We start from the raw sequence: 22,235 nt of genomic DNA on the forward strand, positions 1-22,235 counted from the left end.
TATGCCTGAACGAAATTTCCTCTTATAATTCAACGCAGTAGAGTTTCCGGACGCACACTAGCTAGTGCTGGTGACGCCGCTTGCGCGTCTGCTCGCGCATGCGCGACTTGGGATAGCGCGGCAGCTTGCCGGTGGCGAGGTAGCGGTGAATGGATTCCTGCGAGCGGATCTGTGCGGATTTTTTCCGCCCCTTGGAAAAGGTATTGCTCTGGGTGTCGTCGATGATCCGCGCCTTGACGTTGTCGTGCCACTGCTGGTCCAGCACGTCCTGGATCATCTTTTGCGCGTCCTCGTCATAGACCGGGCACAACACTTCCACGCGAAAGTCCAGGTTGCGGGTCATCAGGTCCGCGGAGCCGATCAGGTACACCGGCCGGCCCCGGTTGTGAAACACATAGGCCCTGGGGTGCTCCAGGAAGCGATCGACGATGCTGATGGCGCGGATATTCTCGGAAATTCCCGGCATCCCCGGTTTCAGCGAGCACATGCCGCGCACGATCAGGTGAACCTCCACGCCGGCACTGGATGCCTCGTAAAGCTTCTCCACCAGCGCGGTATCCACCAGGTTATTGCACTTGAGGATCATCTGCGCGTGGTAGCCGTCGCGGGCGTTGGCGATCTCGCGGTCGATCAGCGCGTCGATGCCGCTGCGCGCGGTGTGCGGCGACACCAGCAAGTGCTTGTACTCGGGCCTTTTGTAGTTGTACTGCAGGAAATCGAAGGCGCTGTGAACGTCGCGACCAATTTCCTGGTTGTAGGTCAGCAGGGCGAAGTCGGTGTACAGGCGCGCGGTTTTCTCGTTGAAGTTGCCGGTGCCGATATGGGAGTAGAAGCGCGTGCCCCCCTCCTCGCGCCGCTCGATCAGGATCAGTTTGCTGTGCACCTTGAGACCGGGCACCCCGAACATGACGTCGATACCGTTCTCGGTCAGCCGCTGGGCCCAGGAGATATTGGCCGCCTCGTCGAAGCGCGCCGCCAGCTCGACCACCGCCAGCACCCGCTTGCCATTTTGCACCGCGTTGACCAGCGCGTCGATCACCCGGGATATCTTGGCCACCCGGTAGAGACAGATCTTGATATTTGTCACCCCGGGGTCCAGCGCCGCGGTTTTCAGCAGGTCGACAATGTAGTCGAAGGGGTGGTAGGGGTAGTACAGGAATACATCCCGCTCGCGAATGTTGTCGAACAGGCTCCCCGGCTCGTCCAGGCGCGGCATGCGGATGGGGGGCAGCGGCTTGAATTCCAGGTACTTGGGCCCGACGTTGGGAAAGGACATGAAGTCCTTGGAATTGTGGTAGCGGCCACCGGGAATCACACTGTCGTACTTGCCATAGCCGAAGCGGGTACGCAGATAGTCCAGCAGGCGCGGGGGCATGGTCTCGTCGTAGACGAAGCGCACGGCGTCGGCCTTGCGCCGTTGCTTGAGGCTGCTTTCCATCTTCTCGATCAGGCTCTCGGTGATGTCCGGATCGATCTCCAATTCGGCGTCACGGGAGAATTTGAAGCAATAGGCCGCCGCTTCGTCGATGGTAAACACGCCGCGAAACATCTGCGGCAGACAGGCGCGGATGACGTTGTCGAGGGCGATGAACACCTTGCCCGCCTTGCCTTTGCGCCGGGGGATTTCCACGAAACGGTCCAGGCGATCGGTGGGCACCTCCACCACGGCGTAGTTGTAGTCGTCGCCAGAGCGGATATCCAGGGCCAGGTAGATGGATTCGTCGTTGAGGGTGGGAATGGACTGGTCGGAGCGCAGCAGTATCGGCTCCAGCTCGGGCAGTACGGTCTGGGTGAAGTACTCCTGCACGAAGACCGCCTGGCCGGGATCGAGCTGGCGTTCGTTGATCATGTAGATACGCCGGCCGCGCAGGTCGCGCAGCACGACGTTGTAGACCTGCTCGAATTCCTTCTGCAGCTCCACCACCCTATCGAGGATATCCGCCAGGAGGTCCTTGGCCTGCTGCTTGGGCTTGCCGTTCGACACGGAGATAAGGCGGCGCACCTCCGCGACCCGGACACGGAAGAATTCGTCCATGTTGTTGGAGAAGATACCGAGGTAGCGCAGCCGCTCGATCACGGGCACGCTCTGGTCGGCGGCCTCCTGCAGGACCCTGGCGTTGAATTGCAGCCAGCTCAACTCCCGCGGCACGAACAGGTCGGTGTGCGATTCGACGAGACGCTGCTTGATCGGGCTGGCCATAACTCTCCCTGATTATCGATGGTTCGAACCGCACACCGGGGCGCGGTCAGTCGAAACCCGATATTGTCCAGACAGAGTATGACAGTTTTGTGACGACCGGAAGACGGGCGCGCGCCCTTCGCCCCACGGCGCCCCGACGCACCGGCATCCGCCAAAATCCGGTGACGCTTCCGGGGCCCCGCCCCCCGGCCGGGGTGGCGGCCGTACCGGCGCCGCCAGGGGTCGACACCGCCCGCCGCGACAGGCGCATGGCCGCGGCGACAGCGGCCGCCGAGGGATGTCAAAATGCTTGAGAAGAAGCCCCTAAGTATTTACAAAGTATAAAAAAAGCCCGCTAATCGGGAAGAGATGGCGGGCTAAAACAGCCGTATGTTTCGGGGCGGAAACATCGGCCAGGGGACGTGTAGCACGGGCAGAAATGCACCGTGCTACGTTCAAAATAGACCGCTTTAGCTAAATGGCAAGCTCTGTCACAAAAAAATTCCGGCCGGCCCCGGAACCACTAGGGCTTGAGGGCCATGACATCGGTATGCAGCAACTGCAACACCGACTCCGCCGTGTTGCCCAGCAGTCGCGCTTTCACGCCCCGGCGCCCCACGGTCCCCATGACCACCAGCTGCGCGCGCACCCGCGCCGCCTCGCTGGTGATCACCCTGGACACCGGCCCGCGCTTGACCTGGAAGGCGCTGCGCGGCAGGTTGTGGGCCTCGGCGAGTTCGGTGATATGGGACTGCATCGCCTGCTTCTGCTTCTTGACGTAACTGATCGGGTCGACCATGTCCAGTTCGTCGAGCAATGTCGGCACCTCAACCGCCGACAGCAGCTTCAGTTCCGCGCCCAAAACCTCGGCAATGCGCTTGGCTTCCGCCACCACCTGGTGATTCAGCTTGCGCTTGTCGCGGTTGGTGGTGCCCAAATCGAGCGCCGCCAGTACCGGCTTGGTGCGAACCCATTTGTCCCGGGCCACGATCAATACCGGCACCGGGCACTCGCGCAGCAGTTGCCAGTCGGTCGGCGTGTGCACCAGGGTCTCGGAGCGGTTACCGGTTTTGACCACCATTGTGTACTTGCCGCCCTCGACGCGGCGCAGCACCCAGGACACGATATCCTTGTTCCACACTACCTTGAGGGATACCTTCTGCCCCTCCTTGCGGTACTTGGCTATGCGCTCCTCTACCTCTTGCTCACGGGCGTTCAACAGTCGCTGCCTGGCCTCCGCCTTGTCGCCGGCGCCCAGCTCCAGGCCCTTCAGGGAAGCCCAGGCAAAGGCCACCACCTCCACCGCGAGCCCCAGCCGGCGCGCCAGCTCGAGACCCCGCGACACGGCGGCGTTGGATGTGTTGATATCGGCGATGACCAGCATCTTGCCCATGGTGCTCCCTCTTGGTGTTTGCGTCCCGCGGATTATAGAGGGCCAGGCGACGGGAGGTTAAGCCATTCTCCACCCGATTCGTTGATTTATATCAGCCGGCGCCCAGGCGGCGGTATCGACCCGGGCCGGGGCACCGCCCTGAAGGTGGTTGATTTTGTCTTCGGCCACTGCGTGGCCCGCTAGGCATAAAACCAGTAAGCCACGGCAATGGCGGCGAGAATGCCGGCCAGGTCGGCCGCCAGGCCGCAGGCCAGGGCGTGGCGGGCGTGGCGTATCCCCACCGCGCCGAAGTACACCGCCAGCACATAGAAGGTAGTCTCGGTGGAAGCCTGCAGGGTGGCCGCCAGGCGTCCCTGGAAGGAATCCACGCCGAAGGTGTTCATGGTATCGATCATCATCGCCCGCGCGCCGGACCCCGACAGCGGCTTCATCAGAGCCGTCGGCATGGTATCCACCCAGCGGGTATCCCAACCCAGCAGCGTCACTCCGTCGCGCAGCGCGCCCAGCACCAGGTCCAGGGCGCCACTGGCGCGAAAACAGCCAATGGCGACCAGCATGGCCAGCAGGTAGGGGATGATGCCGATGGCGGTTTCGAAGCCCTGCTTCGCCCCCTCGATGAAAGCCTCGTACACATTGACCGCGCGCCGGTGCGCCACCACCAGGAACAGGATCACCAAACCGAAGATCATCAGGTTGCTGACCAGGCTCGACTGGCGCTGCAACTCGTCGGCGCCGAGGGTACCCAGGTAGGCCACCAGCGACAGCAGCGCGACGAAGCCCAGGCCGAGAAAACCCAGCACCACCGTATCCCACAGGCGGATGCGCTGCACCCAGGCGGTGACCAGCAGGCCCGCCAGGGTCGAGCAGCTGGTGGCGATCAGGATTGGCAGGAACACCGCGGCCGGGTCCTCGGCGCCCATCTGCGCCCGGTATAGCAAAACGGTGACCGGGAACAGGGTCACCGACGAGGTGTTGAGCACCAGAAACAGGATCTGCGCATTGCTGGCCACCTCCGGTGTCGGGTTCAGGGTCTGCAGGTCCTTCATCGCCTTGATGCCCAGGGGGGTGGCGGCGTTATCCAAGCCCAGCACGTTGGCCGACAGGTTGAGGGTAATCGAGGAAATGGCCGGATGCCCGCGGGGCACCTCCGGCATCAGGCGCGTGAACAGCGGCGACAGCAGCCGCGCCAACTTGTCGACCAGGCCGCTGGCCTCCCCCACCGCCACCACGCCCAGCCACAGGGCCATGAGGCCGACCAGGCCGATCGCCAGCTCCACCGACAGTCCCGCCATCTCGAACAGGCTGGAGACCATGCGCTGGAACACCTCGGCGTCCCCCACCGCCAACCACTGGTACAGGCCGCTGGCAAAGGCCAGCAGGAAGAAGCCGAGCCAGATCCGGTGCAGCATCAGGCGTCGCGCGGGCCCAGGGCGCCCTGGCGGCCGAGAAAGTCGAGCACCAACGCCGCCGTCTCCCCGGGGCGCTCCAGCGGCAGCAGGTGGCCGCCGGGGCAGGTGTGCAACTCGGCATTGGGTTGCAGGCGGGCCCAGCGCCGCAGGGCGGCGGCGGAGAGGACATCCGAGGTCTCGCCGCGCAGACCCAGGGTCGGCAGCCGCATGCGCAACAGTCGCGGCCACACCAGGGGGGCCGAGGTGTACACCGCCGCCTCCCAGGCCGGGGACCAGGCCAGCTCCACCCCGGTGCCGGCGGTACGGGTACCGGCACGCACATAGTCCCACAGCACCGCGTCACTCATGCCGGCGAACGCGCGCTTGCCGCGGTGAAATTCGAAAGCCTCCGCGGTGTCGCCAAAGCGATGCGGCCGCCCCAGGGCCTTGCGCACCATGGGCAGGCGGCGCAGGGTCTTGTGTGGCGCCAGGCGTACCGACAGGGCCTGGCGCGACGGCAGGAACACCGGGTCGAGCAGTACCAGGCCTTGAAACAGCGCGGGGCGCTTGAGCGCCGCCAGCAATGATACCACCGCGCCCAGGGAGTGCCCCATCATCCACACCGGTCCGGCGGCGCGGCGCTCGAGCGTATCCACCAGGTCCCGGGCAAACAAGTGCCAATTCGCCCGCAGCGGCGCGGGCTGGTTACTCCACAGTGGCCGGTGGCAATAGCCGATCACCTCGCAGTGCTCCGCGAGTGGCGCCAGGAACTGGCGGTAGCTACCCGGGGGGTAGCCGTTGGCGTGGGCGAAAACCAGGGGGGTTCCCGAGCCGCCAAAGGACTCCAGGCGGTCTTCCATACGTGCAGATGCTCCAGGAAATCAGAATCGAAGGCGCCCAGACTAATGCAAACGCGACCAATGCAAAAGCTTGCAAAGGCCGATAGAGCCCGCTAGCCCGCGGGTGATTGTCGCCTGCAATCTGTGACCGGGTTCAGGTTTGACATGCCCAACGGGTGTTATACTGCCCGCCTCAACTGTACTGAAAAAACAACAATTCAGGGGCAGCGGTGTTCGATACCTATCAGCAGATCTTTCAGGAGCGCGCCGATCGCTATCATGCGGCGATGGCGGCCTTTCCCCTCGCCAGGCGCCAGGAATTCGAGCTGGCGGTCGCGCGCCTGGACCTCCAGCCCGGTTGCGACCTCTGCGACGTGCCGGCCGGTGGCGGCTATCTGGCCGACTACCTGCCGCGGGACGACCTGTTTCTGCTGTGCCTGGAAACCGCCAGTGAATTCGCCTCGCAGTGCCCGCGCAACACCGACCAGCGGGTGCTGGAAACCGCGCTGGAATCGCTCCCCCTCGGCGCTGGCAGTGTCGATAGAATCCTGTCACTGGCGGCGATGCATCACGTGGACGACAAGCACGGACTCCTGAAGGAGTTCAGCCGCATCTTGCGGGGTGACGGCCAGGTGGTCGTGGCCGATGTCGAGGCGGGGACCAGGACAGCGGCTTTCCTGAACGAATTCGTGGACCGCTTTAACTCCATGGGCCACAAGGGCCATTTTATCGACGCGGCTTTTATCGACGATGTCGACCAGTGCGGCCTGAGTCTGAAAGCCGTCGACCGGCCGCCGCTCACCTGGTCATTCGCCTCCCGCGCGAACCTCATTGATTTCTGCCGGCACCTGTTCGGCCTCGACCGGGCCGCGGACCAGGACATCATCGGCGGCGCGGAGGAATACCTGGGTTTGCGCGAGGATGCCCAGGGCGTCAGCTTCGACTGGCAACTGGTCTACATCACCGCCGCCAAAGACTGAACACACCGTGACCTCTGTTGTCGATCCACCGCCCGCAACGCTCAGCTACAATGCCAGGCTGGGCGCGAAGCTGCGCTATGTCTGGCAGCTCGGCGGCGCCATCGCAAGCCGGGAGGGTATAAGCCGTACCCGCCAGTACCTGGAGATCGCCTACCTTTACCTCACCCGGCGTTTTGGCCCGTTGATGTACTACGAGCATGCGCTGTGGCGGCGCGAACTCTCGCTGGCGCAAAAGCGTCGCCACCTGAAGAACGCGGAGTTCGTGCACCGGGTGCATACCCTGAACCCCCCCGTCTACAGGAAGCTGTCGGACAACAAGCTGGCGGAAAAGGCTTTACTGCAGAGCCTGGGCGTTCCCACCGCGCCACTGCTCGGCCACCTTCACCCCCACCAGGGCAGTGATACGCGCTGCCGTCCCCTGACCAACCCGAGGCAACTCGAGGCGCTGCTGGGGGAGCTCGGAGAGTCCCGCGTCTGTTTCAAGTTGCCCGAGGGCCTGGGTGGCGAAGGTTTTATCGCGGCCGAGATCCGCCTTCAGGCCGGCGATGTCCAGCTGCGCCGCCTGCCGGCCGGCCCGGAGTTCCAGCGGGTGGCCGAGTTCTATTCGCAGCACCTCGAACCCCGGGTAGCCGCCGGCCTGCTGATCGAGCGCTACGTCGAACAGCACCCGCAAATGGCCCGGTTCAATCCCAGCAGCCTGAACACCCTGCGCATCTGGGTGCTGCGACAGGAAGCCGAGGTGCGGGTGCTGGGGATGGTCTTGCGCATCGGCCGCCAGGGCGAAGTGGTGGACAACACGCACAACGGCGGCATTCTCGCCCAGGTCGACCTGGCGAGTGGGCGCCTGGCAAGGGCGAAGACCGGGGACCTGTTTCCCGCCACCTTCAGTCGACACCCCGACTCCGGCGTCCAGATCGAGGGCCAGGAAGTGCCTCTGTTCGACGCCTGCCTGGCGCTGGCGCGCGAAGCGCTGCGAGTGTTCCCCCGGGCGCACTTTGCCGGCCTGGACATGGCTATCACCGAATCCGGGCCATTGATTGTTGAGTTGAACCTGGAACCCTCCGCCATCAGCGCGCGCAATTTCGGCGCCCCCCTGGGGGACTTGCTGACCTGGTGAGGCGCCCCGGCCGCGATCGAGCGGCCAGGACACCCTGGCGCCCGGCTTGCAAAGCCCGCGGTCGCGCATATACTGTTTATCCATACAGTATTTGCGAAATCGCCATGGCCAACGAACCGGACCTGATCCTCGCCCAGCGCACCCCGCGCAAGGGTCGCGGCGCCCTGAGCAATCGCGACTGCCGCTACCGCCCCCGGCACAGCGAGTGGGACGACGGCATCGCCGGCCCCAGCCCGGTCACCGAGTGCCGGCCGGTGCGGGCCGGGAACATCATTGCCCGCAACCGCTCGCCGGACATCCCCTTCGAGCAATCCATCAACCCCTATCAGGGCTGCGAGCACGGCTGCATCTACTGCTACGCCCGCCCCACCCACGCCTACCTGGACCTGTCTCCCGGGCTGGATTTCGAAACCCGGCTGACCTACAAGGCCAACGCCGCCGAGCGACTGCGCGAGACCCTGGCCCGGCCGGGTTACCACTGCCGCAGCATCACCCTGGGCGCCAATACCGACCCCTACCAGCCGGTGGAGCGCCGCTACCGTGTCACCCGCCAGGTGCTGGAGGTGCTGCGAGCCTGCCGCCACCCGGTGTCCATCATCACCAAGGGCGCCCTGATCACCCGCGACATCGACCTGCTCGCCGACATGGCCGCCGACGGCCTGGTCTCGGTGGCGATCAGTCTCACCACCCTGGATGCGGACCTCAAGCGCGGCCTGGAGCCGCGGGCCCCCTCCGCCCGCGCCCGGCTGGCGGCAATGGCCGAGCTCAGCGCCGCCGGCGTGCCGGTCAGCGTACTGTTCGCCCCGGTGATCCCGGCCCTGAACGACAGCGAGATGGAGCGCATTCTTGCCCAGGCCCGGGAGGCCGGAGCCAGCCGCGCCGCCTACATACTGCTGCGCCTGCCGCTGGAAATCCGCGAGCTGTTCGAGGAGTGGTTGCGGGAGCACTACCCGCTGCGCGCCGACCACGTACTCAGCCTGATCCGGCAGAGCCGTGGCGGCAGGGACTACGACAGCCGCTTCGGCCTGCGCATGCGCGGCACGGGACCGTTCGCGGAGTTACTTGGGCAACGCTTCCGCTTGTCCTGCAAAAAGCTGGGCTTTAACATGGCGCGTGAGATCGAGGCGCGTTGCGATTTGTTTACACCGCCACGACCGGCACGCAACCCGCGGCACAACGTCAGTGCACAAGCCGACCTGTTCGACTAGAGTTGCTACAGTAGGCTGAAAAACCGCCTTCGGCCCAAGACCCGGCCAAAAACCCATACCCGAGGAGTCCCGGCATGAAAACCCGCGCCGCCGTTGCCTTTGAAGCAGGCAAAGCCCTGGAAGTCATAGAGGTCGACCTGGAGGGCCCACGCGCCGGCGAGGTGCTGGTGGAGATCATGGCCACCGGCATTTGCCACACCGACGCCTTCACCCTGTCCGGCGACGACCCCGAGGGCGCCTTTCCCGCCATTCTCGGCCACGAGGGCGCGGGGATCGTGCGCGAAGTCGGCCCGGGCGTCACCTCGCTAAAGCCCGGCGACCATGTCATTCCCCTGTACACGCCGGAGTGCAGGACCTGCAATTTCTGCCTCAACCCCAAGACCAACCTGTGCCAGGCGATCCGCGAAACCCAGGGCCAGGGCGTGATGCCCGACGGCAGTAGCCGCTTCTCCCTGGACGGCAAGCCACTGCGCCACTACATGGGCTGCTCCACCTTTTCCAACTTCACCGTGCTGCCGGAAATCGCCCTGGCCAAGGTGCGCCAGGACGCGCCCTTCGACAAGATCTGTTACATCGGCTGCGGGGTGACCACCGGCATCGGCGCGGTGGTCTACCGGGCGAAGGTCGAACCCGGCGCCAATGTGGTGGTGTTCGGCCTCGGCGGCATCGGCCTCAATGTGATCCAGGGCGCGCGCATGGTGGGCGCCAACAAAATCGTCGGCGTCGACCTCAACCCCGCCAAACGCGAACTTGCGATGAAATTCGGCATGACAGACTTCATCAACCCCGGCGAGGTCGACGACGTGGTGGAGGCCATTCTCGACATCACCGGGGGCGGCGCCGACTACAGTTTCGAGTGCATCGGCAACGTCAATGTCATGCGCCAGGCTCTGGAGTGCTGCCACAAGGGTTGGGGCGAATCCTATATCATCGGCGTGGCCGGGGCCGGCCAGGAAATCAGCACCCGCCCCTTCCAGCTGGTCACCGGCCGCTCCTGGCACGGCGTGGCCTTTGGCGGCGCCCGGGGGCGAACCGACGTGCCCACCATCGTCGACTGGTACATGGACGGCAAGATCAATATCGACGATCTGATCACCCACACCCTGCCGCTCGACGACATCAACCAGGGCTTCGATTTAATGCACAAGGGCGAGAGTATTCGCTCGGTGGTGGTCTACTGATGGAAACAATAGCCAACAACCGCTGTTTCGAGGGCGAGCAACTGCGCCTGGCACACCGGGCCGAGAGCCTGGGTTGCGACATGCACTTCTCCCTCTACCTGCCCCCCGGCGCGCGCGCCGGCAACGTGCCGCTGCTGTACTGGCTGTCGGGGCTGACCTGCACCGACGAGAACTTCGTGCAAAAAGCCGGCGCACAGCGCTACGCCGCGGAGCACGGCGTGGCGATCGTGGCGCCGGATACCAGCCCCCGGGGGGACGAGGTCGCGGACGATCCGGAGGGCGCCTGGGACTTCGGCCTCGGCGCCGGCTTTTACGTCAACGCCACCGAGGCCCCGTGGTCCCGTCACTACCGGATGTACGACTACATCAGCGAGGAGCTGCCCGCGCTGCTGGCGCGGCATTTCCCGGTGGACACCGAGCGGGCCTCCATCTTCGGCCACTCCATGGGCGGCCACGGCGCCCTGGTGATCGCCCTGCGCAACCCGGCGCACTACCAGTCGGTGTCGGCCTTCGCGCCCATCGTCGCGCCGACGCGCTGCCCCTGGGGGGAAAAGGCACTGGGCCACTACCTGGGTCCGGACCGCGAGGCCTGGAAAAACTACGATACCTGCGAGCTGATCCGAGCCGGCGCGCTGCAACTGCCGATGCTGGTGGACCAGGGCGAGGCCGACAACTTCCTCGAGGAGCAACTGAAGACCGAGCTGCTGGAAGCCACCTGCGCGGACACCGGCTACGAGGCCACCATCCGCCGCCAGCCGGGCTACGACCACAGCTACTTTTTCATCAGCAGTTTTATTGGCAGCCATATCGCCTTCCACGCGCGCGAGCTCGAGAAGTCGGTCAGCGACGACTAGCGACGGACAACCCGCCCATGACCACCCCTACCGGCCTGCGGCCGGCCACCCTGCTATTGCTGATGATCCTGGTGGCCCTCAACCTGCGCCCCGCCCTGTCCTCCCTCGCGCCGCTGTTGAGCCGGGTACAGGAAAGCCTGTCGCTGTCGCCGAGTACCATCGGCGCGCTCACCACGGTGCCGGTACTGTGCCTGGGCCTGTTCGCACCGCTGGCGCCGCGGCTCTCCCGCCGCCTGGGCCTGGAGCGCACCCTGTCGCTGGCGCTGCTGTTGCTGGCGGCGGCCCTGCTGCTGCGGGCGCAACACCAGGTGGTGGCCCTGTTCGCCGGCACCATGCTCGCCGGCGCGGCCATCGGCATCGGCGGCACCCTGCTGCCGGTGCTGGTCAAGCGCGAAATGCCCGAGCGCGCCGACCTGATGACCGGCGTCTACACCATGTCGCTGTGCCTGGGCGGCGCCTTCGGCGCGGGCCTGAGCGTGCCCCTGGCGCAGTGGCTGGGGGGTTGGGCGCCCAGCATCGCCAGCTGGTCGGCGCTGGCCGTGGTGGCGCTGCTGGCCTGGCGCTTGCTGGTGCCGCACCCCTGGCCCTCTGGCGGGCTTGGCGCCAGCCGCGAAAAATACCCGGGGCTGGCACGCAATCCCCTGGCCTGGCAGGTGACCGGGCTGATGGGACTGCAGTCCTCGCTGGCCTATATCGTGTTCGGCTGGTTGCCCACCCTGCTGCAATTGCGCGGCATCGGTGAATCCCTGGCCGGGACAATGCTGGGAGTGTCCGTTTTGATGCAGATATTCTCCGCCCTGGCCGCCCCCTGGCTGGGGCGCCTGGGACGCGACCAGCGCCCCGCCCTGCTGTGCCTGCTGGCGATGAGCGGTGGCGGGCTGGTGCTCGCCCTGGTCGGGCCCGACACGCTGCTGTGGCCGTCAATGATCCTGCTGGGGCTGGGCCAGGGAGGGTGTTTCAGCCTGGCGCTGACCTTGCTGGTGCTGCGCAGTTCCAATCCGGCCATCGCCGCCCAGCTCTCGGGCATGGCACAGGGGATCGGCTACTGCATCGCCGCGCTGGGCCCCTTCGCGGTGGGCCTGCTGCTCGACTTACAGGTGAGCCTGGGGGGTATCGGCGCCGTCATGGCGCTGGTGGTGGCGCTGGCGATGCTGTTCGGCGTTCTCGCCGGCCGGCGCCTGCAACTGGTGGTGGACGAGGATTCCGGGGCGGTGGTCACACGCCCCCACGGAAGGTAATCACTGTCCGTGGGGGCGACAACGGGTCAATTGGGGCGTTTGTAACCCGGGCCGCGCACCACCCGGCCCGGTTTGGCCCCGGTGTGCTCGCCGTCGCGCAGTACCGGCACGCCATTGACCAGAACATGGTCGACGCCGGTCGCCAGCTGTTGCGGCTCGGTATACGTGGCGTGATCCTGGATCGTGTCGGGGTCGAACACCACGATATCGGCGAAGTAGCCCTCGCGCAGCAGGCCGCGGTCGCGGATCTTCAGGTTGCTCGCCGGCAGGGAGGTCAGCCGCCGCAGGGCCTCGGGCAGTGAAATCACCTGCTCCTCACGTACGTACTTGCCGAGCAAGCGCGCGAAAGTGCCGTAGGCACGGGGGTGGACGCTCTGCTCGAGGAACACGCCCTCGGGGGCGAGCACCGGCGCGTCGGACTGGAAGCTGACCCAGTCGAGGGCGATCTGCTTGCGCAGGTTGTCCTCGGACATCATGAAGTACACCGCCTCCACGCGGCTGTTGTCCTCCACCACCAGGTCGATGATCGCCTCCGCCGGCGTCTGGCCGCGCAGCTCGGCGACCTCGGCCAGGGTCTTGCCCAGGTACTTGCGCAACTCGGGCTTGCGGAAACCCACCAGCATCACGTTGTCGGCGCCGCCGGATGCCACGTAGACATTCTCCCAGTTCTCGCCAGGATTCTCGATCTCGCGCAGCAACCGCGCGCGCAGCGCCGGGTCTCGCAGGCGTTGCATCCAGGCCGCCACGCCGCCCTCCTGCACCCAGGGCGGCATCGCCGCGCTGAGACCGGTGCTGCCGGCGACATAGGTGTACATGTTCGCGCGGATATCGACACCCGCCTCGCGCGCCGCCTCGATGGTGGCGATCGCCCGATCCATCTTCGGCCAGTTGTCGCGACCGGCGGCCTTGAGGTGGTAAATCTCCACCGCGGCGCCGGTGGCGCGGGCGATTTCCAGCATCTCGTCCACGCCCTCAAGCAGGCGGTCGCCCTCGGAGCGCATGTGCGCCATGTAGTAGCCGCCGTAGTCCCCGGCCACGTCGGTCAGGGCGATCAGTTCCTCGGTGGAGGCGAAGGAGCCAGGCGGGTAGATCAGCGCCGAACCGACGCCCATCGCCCCTTCCTCCATGGCCTGCGCGACGTCGGCGCGCATCGCCGCCAACTCCTCGCTGTTGGGGGCGCGGTTGTCGGCGCCCAGATGCTTGACGCGAATGGTCGCGGCGCCCACGAAAGAGGCGATGTTCGGCGACACGCCACGATTCTGCAAATAGTCGAGGAATTCGCCGAGGGTGTTCCACTCGATGTCGTAACGGATATTGGTCTGGCGGGCCTTGCTCATGGCCTTCATCGGCTCGTTCAGCGGGCCCATGGACCAGCCCTCGCCGAAGACCTCGAGGGTGACGCCCTGGGCGATATCCGACAGCCCTCGGCCGTCCTCGATCAGCGCGTCCGCGCCCCAGCTGAGCATATTGATGAAGCCCGGGGCGACGGCGCGTCCCCCGGCATCGATTACCACCTCGGCACGGGCGCCGTCCAGGTCGCCAATCGCCACGATGCGATCACCGCTGACCGCGATATCCCCGGCGACACCGGGCGCGCCGCTGCCATCGTAGATAACGCCGTTGTTGATCAGCACGTCGTAAACCTGCGCCTGCTGCGCCGGCACCGCCAGCGGAAACAGGCACAGCGCCGCGGCGGCGAGCCGGCGGCGCAGGCCGGCGGGCCGCCTGGATCGATCACTTGTCATACGCACGGATAGGATTCTCCTTGTCGTGAATTCGGTGGCGGAGCGGCTCAGCGCTCCGCGTTTTCGGGCACCCGCTGAAAGCGAATCCCGTCTTTCTGGGGACCTGGCATCTGCAGCAGTACGGACTCGACAACCCCGCTCTTCTCCACGTTAGCGCTGAGGCTGAAGGGCGCTGGCATGGTTTGGCGTCGAGCCCGGTCGTCGGGCACCACATCGAAGGTTGCACCGCGATACGCCTGCAGTTCGCCGTGGAAGGCCGAACCGTAGCGGGTACGCAAAACACCGTTTTCCAGGGTAATGGACAGCCGGCCGTAGACGGGATTGTCGTACTCGCCGGCCATCGCCTCCAGGGCGAACGGGGGCGCGACGGAGGGATCGCGCGCCGCGGCGTGCAACTGACCCGCGCCCAGATAGCGACCACGCTGCTGCTCGAGCTTGGCGCGCAGCGCGCTGTCGTCGGCCGCGGGCAGGCCCAGGAGGCGGTCCATTATCCAGTCGGTCAGCGCATAGCGCACGCCGGAACCGGTCTCGCCATTGGTCAGCACCGCGACGCAAAGTCCCGCCTCGGGAACGAAGGCGATGTTCGAGGCCATGCCCTGGATCGCACCGCCGTGGGTGTACATGACCTGGGACGGCCCGTAGTTCATGCGCTCCAGGCCCAGGGCGTAAGCCTTGTGCCGATTGCCGGCATGCCCCTCGTCTTCCAGGGCCATGAAGTTCCGCGGCTGGCGGGTGGCGCGCAGGGCCGCGGTCAATCCCGGGATGCGCGACTCCCACTGCTCCGGTTCAAGCTGCGCCCGGCACCACTTGACCATATCCGCCGCGGAGGAATACACCGCGCCCGCCGGACCGACATGGGCGAGGTCAAAGTAATCGGTGGTCACCGCGCCATCGGGGGTGAAATAGTGCGGCATCGCCACGTTGTCCAGTGACCCAAGCGACGCGTTACTGGTACCGCTGCGCGCCATGGCCAGCGGCTCGAACAGGCGCTGTGCGAGAAAATCATCCCAGCTGCCATCCGTCACCCGGGGAATGGTCTGCCCCGCCGCCAGGTACAGGAAATTGTTGTACAGGTAACTGGCGCGAAAGGCCTGCTCGACGGGAATGCGTTCAATGACAGACAGCATCTCCGAACGGGACGCGCCGGGACGCGCGAACCAGATCAGGTCCGCCCGGGCCAGGCCGCTGCGGTGACTGAGCGCATCCACCAGGTTGAGATTCGCCGACAGGTAGGGATCGGAGAAGCTCAGCTCCGGCAGGTAGCCCGTCAGCGGCGCCTCCCAGTCGAGCTTGCCCTCCTCCACCAGGATACCGAGGGCGGTCGCGGTAATGTGCTTGGTCATCGAGCCGATGGCGAACACGGTGTCGCCGTCCACATCCGACTCGCCGTCGACGATACGGCTGCCATAGCCCCGCACCAGGGGGGCTTCCCCCGTTTTCACCACGGCCACCGCCACACCGGGCACCTGGCTCAGTGACAACAACTCGTTAACGTGGGTGTCGAGCCCTTCCAGATCGGCGGCCACCGACCCGGCGGGCCGGCCAAAGGCCGTGCCGACGCCGCTGGCAAGGACCAGTAATACTGTCAGTATGATTCGCACGCGTCCTCCTCAATTAGCGCTGCGCTATCGTGGGGGGCCCGCCCCGACGAGCGAGCCCGCGTAAGCTCAGTCCTGCTTGCCAAACAGCAGCCGCAGACCGCGCGCGTAGGACACCGGCACCACGTCGAGGTGGCCGAGCCCCTGGTGGATCTCGCTGTGCAGGCTCAGGCCCGGGTAGTCGCGCGAGCGCAACAGACCACCCAGTCGCGCCTGGCCACTGGCGACCTGCCCCACGCCCTCCAGGTAGGCATCGGACAGCTCCAGGGAACCCGAACCCAGGTAGACGCCGGCCTCCAGGTTGTCGTGCTTCTTGGCGTAAGCGGACTCGGCGCGGAAGATCTCGCCGTCACCATAGGCCATCGCCGGGCTGGAAATGATGTAGTTCTTGAACGGAGAGCCTTCCTGGAACATGGCCCAGGCGGCGAAGTAGCCGCCGGCGGAAACGCCGCCGAGGGTCAGCTTTTCGGGATCGACACGCAGGCCGCCGGCGAGGAAGGGCAGCAGTTCGCGCGACAGGAACGTGAGGTAGCGCGGCGCGCCGCCGATGCAATCGCGCTTGGCGACGTCGTTCTGCTCGCAGGTTTGCGCCACGGTTTTGCCGAAGGCGTCCTTGAGATCCCAGCCGGGCGGGGAAAATTCATGGACGCGGCGGACATTGTAGGCGGCCTGCCCCTCCTCGAAGGGGGTGCCGACACCCACCAGGATCATCGGCTCCTCGAGCTCCGCTTCAACGGCCATCAGGGCCGACGCCGCGCCGCCGAAAAAGCGGTTGCCGTCGCTGATCACCAGCGCGGGAAAGCGGCGATCCGGCGACTGCAGGTAGGCCATGGGGAAGCGCACCACAATATCGTAGGTCCGGCCCATCACCTTGGACTGGAAACTGAAGGCCTGCATGCCCATCAGGGGGAAATCCCGTGGGGCAATGTTGTCAGGCATGTTCTTGCCCTGTGCCATCGCGGGCGCGGCGCCGGCAAGCAGCAGGCTTAGGAAAAGTGCAACACAATGCTTCATAAAACCGTCTCTCATAACCTTGTATGGGTCGGGCCCTCCCGGGCCCGGTTTATTCACAGTGAAACGTATTGCGCTAGAAGCGATAGGCGAGCTGGACACCCAGGGTCCGCGGGCGCAGACGCCAGCCGCGGTCGAGGAAGAAGCTCACCGTGACGTCGTCTTCATTGGTGAGGTTGGAGGCGTAAACCTTCAACTCGACGTCGTCGAGGAACACCCCGGCGTTGAGATCCAGGGTGACGTAGTCGCCGGACTCGGTGGGAATGGTAGCTCCGGTGTTGAAGGCTCCGACATAGGTGACGTCGGCGCGCAGGAAGGCGGGATAGTCCGCCAGGAACCAGTCGTACTGCAAGCCCATGTACGCGTTGTGCTCGGGCGACATCGGCAGGCGATCGCCCTCGTTGCCACCCTGGTTGTTGGTGAACTCGGCGTCGGTGTACGAGGCCGACAGCTGCAGGCTCAGACTGGCCGTCAGCAGCACCTGGGCCTCCAGCTCCACGCCCTGTGACCGGGCTTCGCCGCCGTTGACCGTGGCGGAACATACCGGGTTGGAGCCGACGGCGCCAACGGGGATGTCCGTCCAGTCAATGCGGTAGATCGAGCTGTTCAGGCGCACGCGGTTGTCCCACAGGCTGAACTTGCCGCCCAGTTCGAAGTTTTCCGTGGTGTCGGAATCGATACTGGAGGTCCCCAGGGAGATACTGGTGCCGTCCATCAAGCCGTCATTGTCGACGTCACAGATTTCCGGTGGCGCGGTGGCCACGCCGAGGCCCAGGCGGAAGCCCTCCGACCAGAGAGCATACAGCAGGGCATCGTCGTTCAGCTTGTAATCGAGCCCCGCCTTGTAGCGGCTGCCCGACTCGGTGGTGGACAGATTGCTGGGAATCGCCGCCAGCGGACCGGACTCGTCGATCTCGTCCTCGCGCTCATAGTCGAACCAGCGCCCGCCAACGGTCAGGGAGAATGCGTCCGTCAGTTGGTAATCCACCTCGCCAAACACCGCCACCTGGTCGATGGTCGACAGGGTATTCACCGTGCGCAGGTTTTCGGTGCCGAAAGGATTGAATTCCTGGTCGCCGGTCCAGCGCCAGCAGCAGCGCTCGAAGGACTCGAAATCCTCGTAGTAGAGCCCGCCGGTGAACTGGAGCTTGCCGTCGAGCTGGGAGGCCACGCGCAGCTCCTGCACCAGGCCCTCCTTGTCACGCTCGCTGAAACCGACGGCGGCCCAGTCGATGACCCGGCCGAGATCGGAGGAGTCCGCGGTGTCGCCGTCGACCCAGGAGGTCGAGGAAGTCAGCACACCCCACCCCAGGTCGTAGTTGACCAGCAGGTTGAACAGGCTCAACTCATCGGTTTTGTACTCGTCACCGGTCGCCAGCGCCGAGGCCTCGAAGGCCTCCCGGGAGATAGTCACATCGTTGCGCCCGTCTTCCTCCAGTTCCTGGTGGGCCAGCATCAGGGTGACATCCAGCTCATCGCTGGGCTGCCACAGCAGTGAGGCGCGCGCCCCGGTAAAGCGGTTGCCGCCGACGCCGTCCTGGTTCGCCACCGGCGTGCCGGTGGCGGCGGAACGGGCTTCGAGGGTCGGCGTGCTGACCAGGTCGACATAGCCGGCGTTATCGAAGCGATAACCGACCATGCGCAGGGCCAATTCGTCGCCCAGGGGCAAATTGACCATCGCCGTGACATTGCTGTTGCCACCGTCGGCTCCGTCGGTGGCGGAGTACTCGACGGAAACCCTCCCCTCGAACTCTTCGAGGTAGGGCGCGTTGGGTATATTGCGCACCGCGCCGCTCATCGAGCCGCCGCCGTAAAGCGTACCCTGGGGACCGCGCAGCACCTCGATCCGCTCCATGTCCACCAGCTTCATGTCGGTGGAGGTGGCGATGATCGGGTTGGACAGGGGCACCTCGCCGAAGTAGGAGCCCACGGTGGCGCGCTCGCCGAACGCGAGCCCGATGCCGCGGATGATGATCTGGTTTTCACCCACGCCCCGCTCGAGAAAATTCACGCTGGGCAGCGTGTTGAGGTAGTCGTCCATACTCACCAGCGACTTGTTGTCGATTTGCTCGGCGCCCAGGGCCGAGATACTCCCGGCGGTATCCTGCAGGTCGGTCGCGCGCTTGGTCGCGGTCACCAGTACGGTTTCGATGGCGAGCGTTTCGCCCTCATTCCCCGCGGCTTGCTGGGCGTGGCTGACACCAGACATCGACAACAGTGCCAGGCTCGCGGCCAGCCATTGTTCGGATTTTATTGTGTTCATAGCAGACTCCCTTTAATGAGTTGTTCTAGCCTGTTTGCTTATCCCCACAGTTGCGGGCTGGGCAGCGCTACCTCGCCTCCCGTTCTGTAATCGAGTGCGTTGTCGACATCGCTGGCCAACAACAGCGGCCCGTCGATGTCCACGAAGCTGCAGTACTGGCCCACCACCATGGCCGGCGCCATCGACAGCGAGCTGCCCATCATGTTGCCCACCATCAGGCCCTTGCCGTCACTGCGCGCGCGATCGACAATCTGCAGGCCCTCGGTCAGGCCACCGCACTTGTCCAGCTTGATGTTGATGACGTCGTAGCGCCTGGCCGCCTCCGGGTACTCCGCCAGACTGAGGCAGGATTCGTCCGCGCCCAGCGGTACCGGGCTGCTATAGCCATCCAGGGCCTCGTCACCGCCGCGCGGCAATGGCTGCTCGATCATCGCCACGTTGAGCCGCGCCACCGCCGGTGCGTATTCGCGCAGCTCCTCGAAGCTCCAGCCCTGGTTCACATCAATCACGATGCTCGCATCGGGGCGGGCCGCGCGTATCGCCTCCAGCCGGGCGATGGGGTCCTCGGCGCTGAGCTTGACCTTGAGCTTGCCGTAGGGGGCGTAACGCGTGGCGGTTTCAGCCATTTCCCCGGGGCTGCCAATGCCGATGGTGCATACGGTCACCAGCGGTTTCGCCTGGATATCCAGCAGCTGCCAGATCGATTTGCCGGCGCGCTTTGCCTCCAAATCCCACAGCGCGCAGTCAAGCGCGTTGCGGGCGCCGCCCGGCGGCATCAGCTCCTGCAGCTGCACGCGCGTGATACCAGCTTCGACATGGCCGCGCATCAGCTCGAGCTGCTCGTGCATCGATGCCACGGTTTCATCGTTGTAATACACGCCAACGGCCTCGCCCAGGCCGGCAGTGCCGCCATCGGCCAGGACCACCTGGACCACGTCGACGTGCTCGAAGGTGTAGCCTGTAATTGAAAACGGGGCCTTGAGGGGGAATCGTTTGTGTTCTATCGCCAATTGCATCGTCTATCTCTCCATTTGATCCAGTTCCGGGCGCCTCAGCGCAGCCCCCGGACAATAGCCTCGGCACCGTCGATCAGGGGGTCGACACAGGGCAGGACCAGGCGCTTCTCCAACTGCGCCAGGTAGCTTTTGCGCTCGTCCTCCGCCAGGGAAGAGGTATTCACGCACACGCCCACGCAATGAATCGCGGGGTTCACCAGCACACCAAGCTCGACAGTGCGCGCGATCACGTCCTCGATGGAGGGCAGGGGAAAGTCGTCCCAGCCGGAAATTCGCTCGCGGCCGGCCTCGTGGCAAACCACGAAGGCATCGGGTTGCGAGCCGATCAACAAGCCGGTGCTGACCGAGGAATACCCGGGATGGAAGAGTCCGCCCTGCCCTTCGATAACATCCCAGTGATCGTCGTCATTGTCTGGTGACAGTATTTCCGCCGCGCCGCTGAGGAAGTCGCTCACCACGGCATCCATTGGAATGCCGCAACCCGCGATCATGATCCCGGTTTGGCCGCTGGCACGAAAATCCGCCTTCATTCCCGCCGCGCGCATATCCCGCTCGAGGCACAGCGCGGAGTATTTCTTGCCGACGGCGCAATCGGTGCCCACCATCAGCAGGCGCTTGCCGCGGCGTTTCTTGCCGGTGCCCACCGGCAGCTCGGCCGGCGGCACGCGGACATCCACCAGTTGGGCGCCCCCTGCCGCGGCCGACTCGCTCAAACCCGGCACCTCGGCGAGTCGCTTGTGGGCGCCGGCCACCACGTCGATGCCGCGGCTCAAGGCCTCGCGCAACACCGGGTACCAATCCTCGGGGATACCGCCGCCCACCGCGGCGGTGCCAATGACCAGCGAGCCGACACCCGCCTCGGCGGCCTGCTCGAGGGTCAGGTCCGGCAGGCCCAGGTCCACGGTATCGGCCGCCAGGCGCAACTGACCGCTACACAGTTCGGGCCGCCACTGGGCGAGACCGGCGCCGGTCTTGGCGTAGGTCGCGCGCGATTCGCTACCCAGGAAGATCAGGTAGGGAGGTCTGATTTCAACAACTTTCATAATCAATTCCTTGCTGTGATACTCAATTTAAACTGGATAAAACCGGGCATCGGGTCGCGCACGGTGACACAACGACCGCTCACCGAACCAGCGCCGGCGCGCGGACGATCCTGGCCACGCCCAATGACAGCAGCGGCAGGATCAACACGGCGATAAAGACCAGCGTCAGCAGGCCATAGCCCTTGGCGATGAGATCGATAATTCCCACCACTTCCCCGGCGAAAATCGCCACCACCAGGAAAGCCAGCGAAACCGCCGGCCGGGCGAAACGCGGCAATTCACCGCCGCGCTCGCGCACACTGGCGTCGAGCCGTTCATTTACCGCGTGCAGCAGGGCGGTGCCGGTTTCAATAAAGGTGCCGAAAACCACAATCTGGAACAGCACGCTCAGCCAGCCGTTATTGAGCTGGCTCATCAGGAATGTGGCCGGCAGGGGTTCGTCGCCGATCTCCGGGTAGAAGGACATCATTGCGATGTAGAACAACAGCGCCGGGATGATCGCCAGCAGCCCCCCCATCAAGCCCGCGCCAACCGTTTCGCGGCGGCTGCGCAGATGGACCACGGCGAACAGTACGGCCGGCAACAGCGCCAGGTTGTAGCCGGAGTAGAGCACGCCGCTCTTGGCCCAGCCCTCGCCCACCGGCTGGCTGGCGAAGGTATCGCCGATGACACCGGAGTAACTGGCGAAGGCCAGTGCGAACAGCAACAGGTACACGCCGTAGAGCACCACCGACCAGGCGGAGAGCACCACCTTGATCACCTCGGAACCGTTGAAGGTGAGGATCGCGATCAATACCATCAATGCCACCGTGCCCCACAGGGTCGGCAACTGAAGCGTCGACTGGACCATCTCACCGGCCGCCGAGCCGATAACCGACAGGATCAGCAACAACTGGATGATGAAGGCCACCTCGAAAACCGGCCAGCCCCGCCCCAGCAGCGAACGGCAAAAACGGCGGTAGTCGTAGCTGCCGGTGACACGCGCGAACTCGAAGCCCACCGCGAGCACCACGCCAAAGACCAGCGCCGCCGTCAACAGACCGAGTACGCCGCCGAGGGGGCCCTGGGGAAAGAAAAACTCGATCAGTTCCCTGCCGGTGGCGTAACCGCCGCCGATGATAACCGACTGGAAAATCAATCCCGGCAGAATGAACGTTCTAAACCATGCCATCGTTGATCCCC

Annotated in this window: 17 protein-coding genes; 6 read left to right on the forward strand and 11 right to left on the reverse strand. The window is 65.3% G+C overall.

All coding sequences use genetic code 11. The annotated features are described in order from the left end of the window. Positions 1–61: 61 nt before the first annotated feature. The 4 genes from ppk1 to JYP50_RS15975 form a co-directional block, all read right to left on the reverse strand. Positions 62–2,200, reverse strand: a complete 2,139-nt coding sequence (gene ppk1 / locus JYP50_RS15960; RefSeq protein ID WP_206561551.1) for a polyphosphate kinase 1 — start codon at positions 2,198–2,200, stop codon at positions 62–64. 502 nt (positions 2,201–2,702) lie between these two features. Then, positions 2,703–3,572 carry a universal stress protein gene (locus tag JYP50_RS15965; RefSeq protein WP_206561552.1) on the reverse strand — a complete coding sequence of 290 codons (870 nt, stop codon included), beginning with the start codon at positions 3,570–3,572 and terminating at the stop codon, positions 2,703–2,705. A 179-nt stretch (positions 3,573–3,751) separates the two neighbouring features. Next, on the reverse strand, positions 3,752–4,981 hold the full coding sequence (locus JYP50_RS15970) for a nucleoside recognition domain-containing protein (protein ID WP_206561553.1): 1,230 nt from the start codon (positions 4,979–4,981) through the stop codon (positions 3,752–3,754). Continuing rightward, a complete protein-coding gene (locus JYP50_RS15975) occupies positions 4,981–5,820 on the reverse strand; it encodes an alpha/beta fold hydrolase (RefSeq protein WP_206561554.1) in 840 nt (279 codons plus the stop codon). The genes JYP50_RS15970 and JYP50_RS15975 overlap by 1 nt, the downstream gene beginning before the upstream one ends. A gap of 209 nt (positions 5,821–6,029) precedes the next feature. Between JYP50_RS15975 and JYP50_RS15980 the strand changes: the two genes are divergently transcribed. The 6 genes from JYP50_RS15980 to JYP50_RS16005 all read left to right on the forward strand — a co-directional run bounded on the left by JYP50_RS15980 (position 6,030) and on the right by JYP50_RS16005 (position 12,377). Then, positions 6,030–6,779: a methyltransferase domain-containing protein gene (locus JYP50_RS15980; protein ID WP_206561555.1), complete on the forward strand. Its 750-nt coding sequence runs from the start codon at positions 6,030–6,032 to the stop codon at positions 6,777–6,779. A gap of 7 nt (positions 6,780–6,786) precedes the next feature. Then, positions 6,787–7,896 carry a sugar-transfer associated ATP-grasp domain-containing protein gene (locus tag JYP50_RS15985; RefSeq protein WP_206561556.1) on the forward strand — a complete coding sequence of 370 codons (1,110 nt, stop codon included), beginning with the start codon at positions 6,787–6,789 and terminating at the stop codon, positions 7,894–7,896. 104 nt (positions 7,897–8,000) lie between these two features. Next, positions 8,001–9,104 carry a PA0069 family radical SAM protein gene (locus JYP50_RS15990; protein ID WP_206561557.1) on the forward strand — a complete coding sequence of 368 codons (1,104 nt, stop codon included), beginning with the start codon at positions 8,001–8,003 and terminating at the stop codon, positions 9,102–9,104. A 74-nt stretch (positions 9,105–9,178) separates the two neighbouring features. Then, complete coding sequence (locus tag JYP50_RS15995) at positions 9,179–10,285, forward strand: S-(hydroxymethyl)glutathione dehydrogenase/class III alcohol dehydrogenase (RefSeq protein ID WP_206561558.1); 1,107 nt, start codon at positions 9,179–9,181, stop codon at positions 10,283–10,285. Further along, positions 10,285–11,139, forward strand: a complete 855-nt coding sequence (gene fghA / locus JYP50_RS16000; RefSeq protein ID WP_206561559.1) for an S-formylglutathione hydrolase — start codon at positions 10,285–10,287, stop codon at positions 11,137–11,139. Before JYP50_RS15995 ends, fghA begins: the two co-directional genes overlap by 1 nt. 17 nt (positions 11,140–11,156) lie before the next feature. Next, on the forward strand, positions 11,157–12,377 hold the full coding sequence (locus JYP50_RS16005; protein ID WP_206561560.1) for a CynX/NimT family MFS transporter: 1,221 nt from the start codon (positions 11,157–11,159) through the stop codon (positions 12,375–12,377). A 26-nt stretch (positions 12,378–12,403) separates the two neighbouring features. Here the strand turns inward: JYP50_RS16005 and JYP50_RS16010 are convergent, their stop codons facing one another. The 7 genes from JYP50_RS16010 to JYP50_RS16040 all read right to left on the reverse strand — a co-directional run bounded on the left by JYP50_RS16010 (position 12,404) and on the right by JYP50_RS16040 (position 22,224). Further along, the gene (locus JYP50_RS16010; protein WP_206561649.1) at positions 12,404–14,122 is read right to left on the reverse strand and encodes an N-acyl-D-amino-acid deacylase family protein; all 1,719 of its coding nucleotides are present in this window, start codon (positions 14,120–14,122) and stop codon (positions 12,404–12,406) included. A gap of 47 nt (positions 14,123–14,169) precedes the next feature. Beyond that, positions 14,170–15,723 (reverse strand): serine hydrolase, encoded by a 1,554-nt coding sequence (locus JYP50_RS16015; protein WP_206561561.1) that lies wholly within the window; start codon positions 15,721–15,723, stop codon positions 14,170–14,172. A gap of 66 nt (positions 15,724–15,789) precedes the next feature. After that, complete coding sequence (locus tag JYP50_RS16020) at positions 15,790–16,659, reverse strand: alpha/beta hydrolase (protein ID WP_206561562.1); 870 nt, start codon at positions 16,657–16,659, stop codon at positions 15,790–15,792. 148 nt (positions 16,660–16,807) lie between these two features. Continuing rightward, positions 16,808–18,994, reverse strand: coding sequence for a TonB-dependent receptor (locus tag JYP50_RS16025; protein ID WP_206561563.1), 2,187 nt, complete (start codon positions 18,992–18,994; stop codon positions 16,808–16,810). 38 nt (positions 18,995–19,032) lie between these two features. Then, a complete protein-coding gene (locus JYP50_RS16030) occupies positions 19,033–20,010 on the reverse strand; it encodes a dipeptide epimerase (protein ID WP_206561564.1) in 978 nt (325 codons plus the stop codon). A 35-nt stretch (positions 20,011–20,045) separates the two neighbouring features. Beyond that, positions 20,046–21,053, reverse strand: a complete 1,008-nt coding sequence (locus JYP50_RS16035; protein ID WP_206561565.1) for a DUF1611 domain-containing protein — start codon at positions 21,051–21,053, stop codon at positions 20,046–20,048. Positions 21,054–21,132: 79 nt separating this feature from the next. Next, complete coding sequence (locus JYP50_RS16040) at positions 21,133–22,224, reverse strand: YkvI family membrane protein (RefSeq protein WP_206561566.1); 1,092 nt, start codon at positions 22,222–22,224, stop codon at positions 21,133–21,135. Between the last annotated feature and the right edge of the window lie 11 nt (positions 22,225–22,235).

Source organism: Parahaliea mediterranea, assembly GCF_017255185.1.
Taxonomy (GTDB): Bacteria; Pseudomonadota; Gammaproteobacteria; order Pseudomonadales; family Halieaceae; genus JAFKCZ01.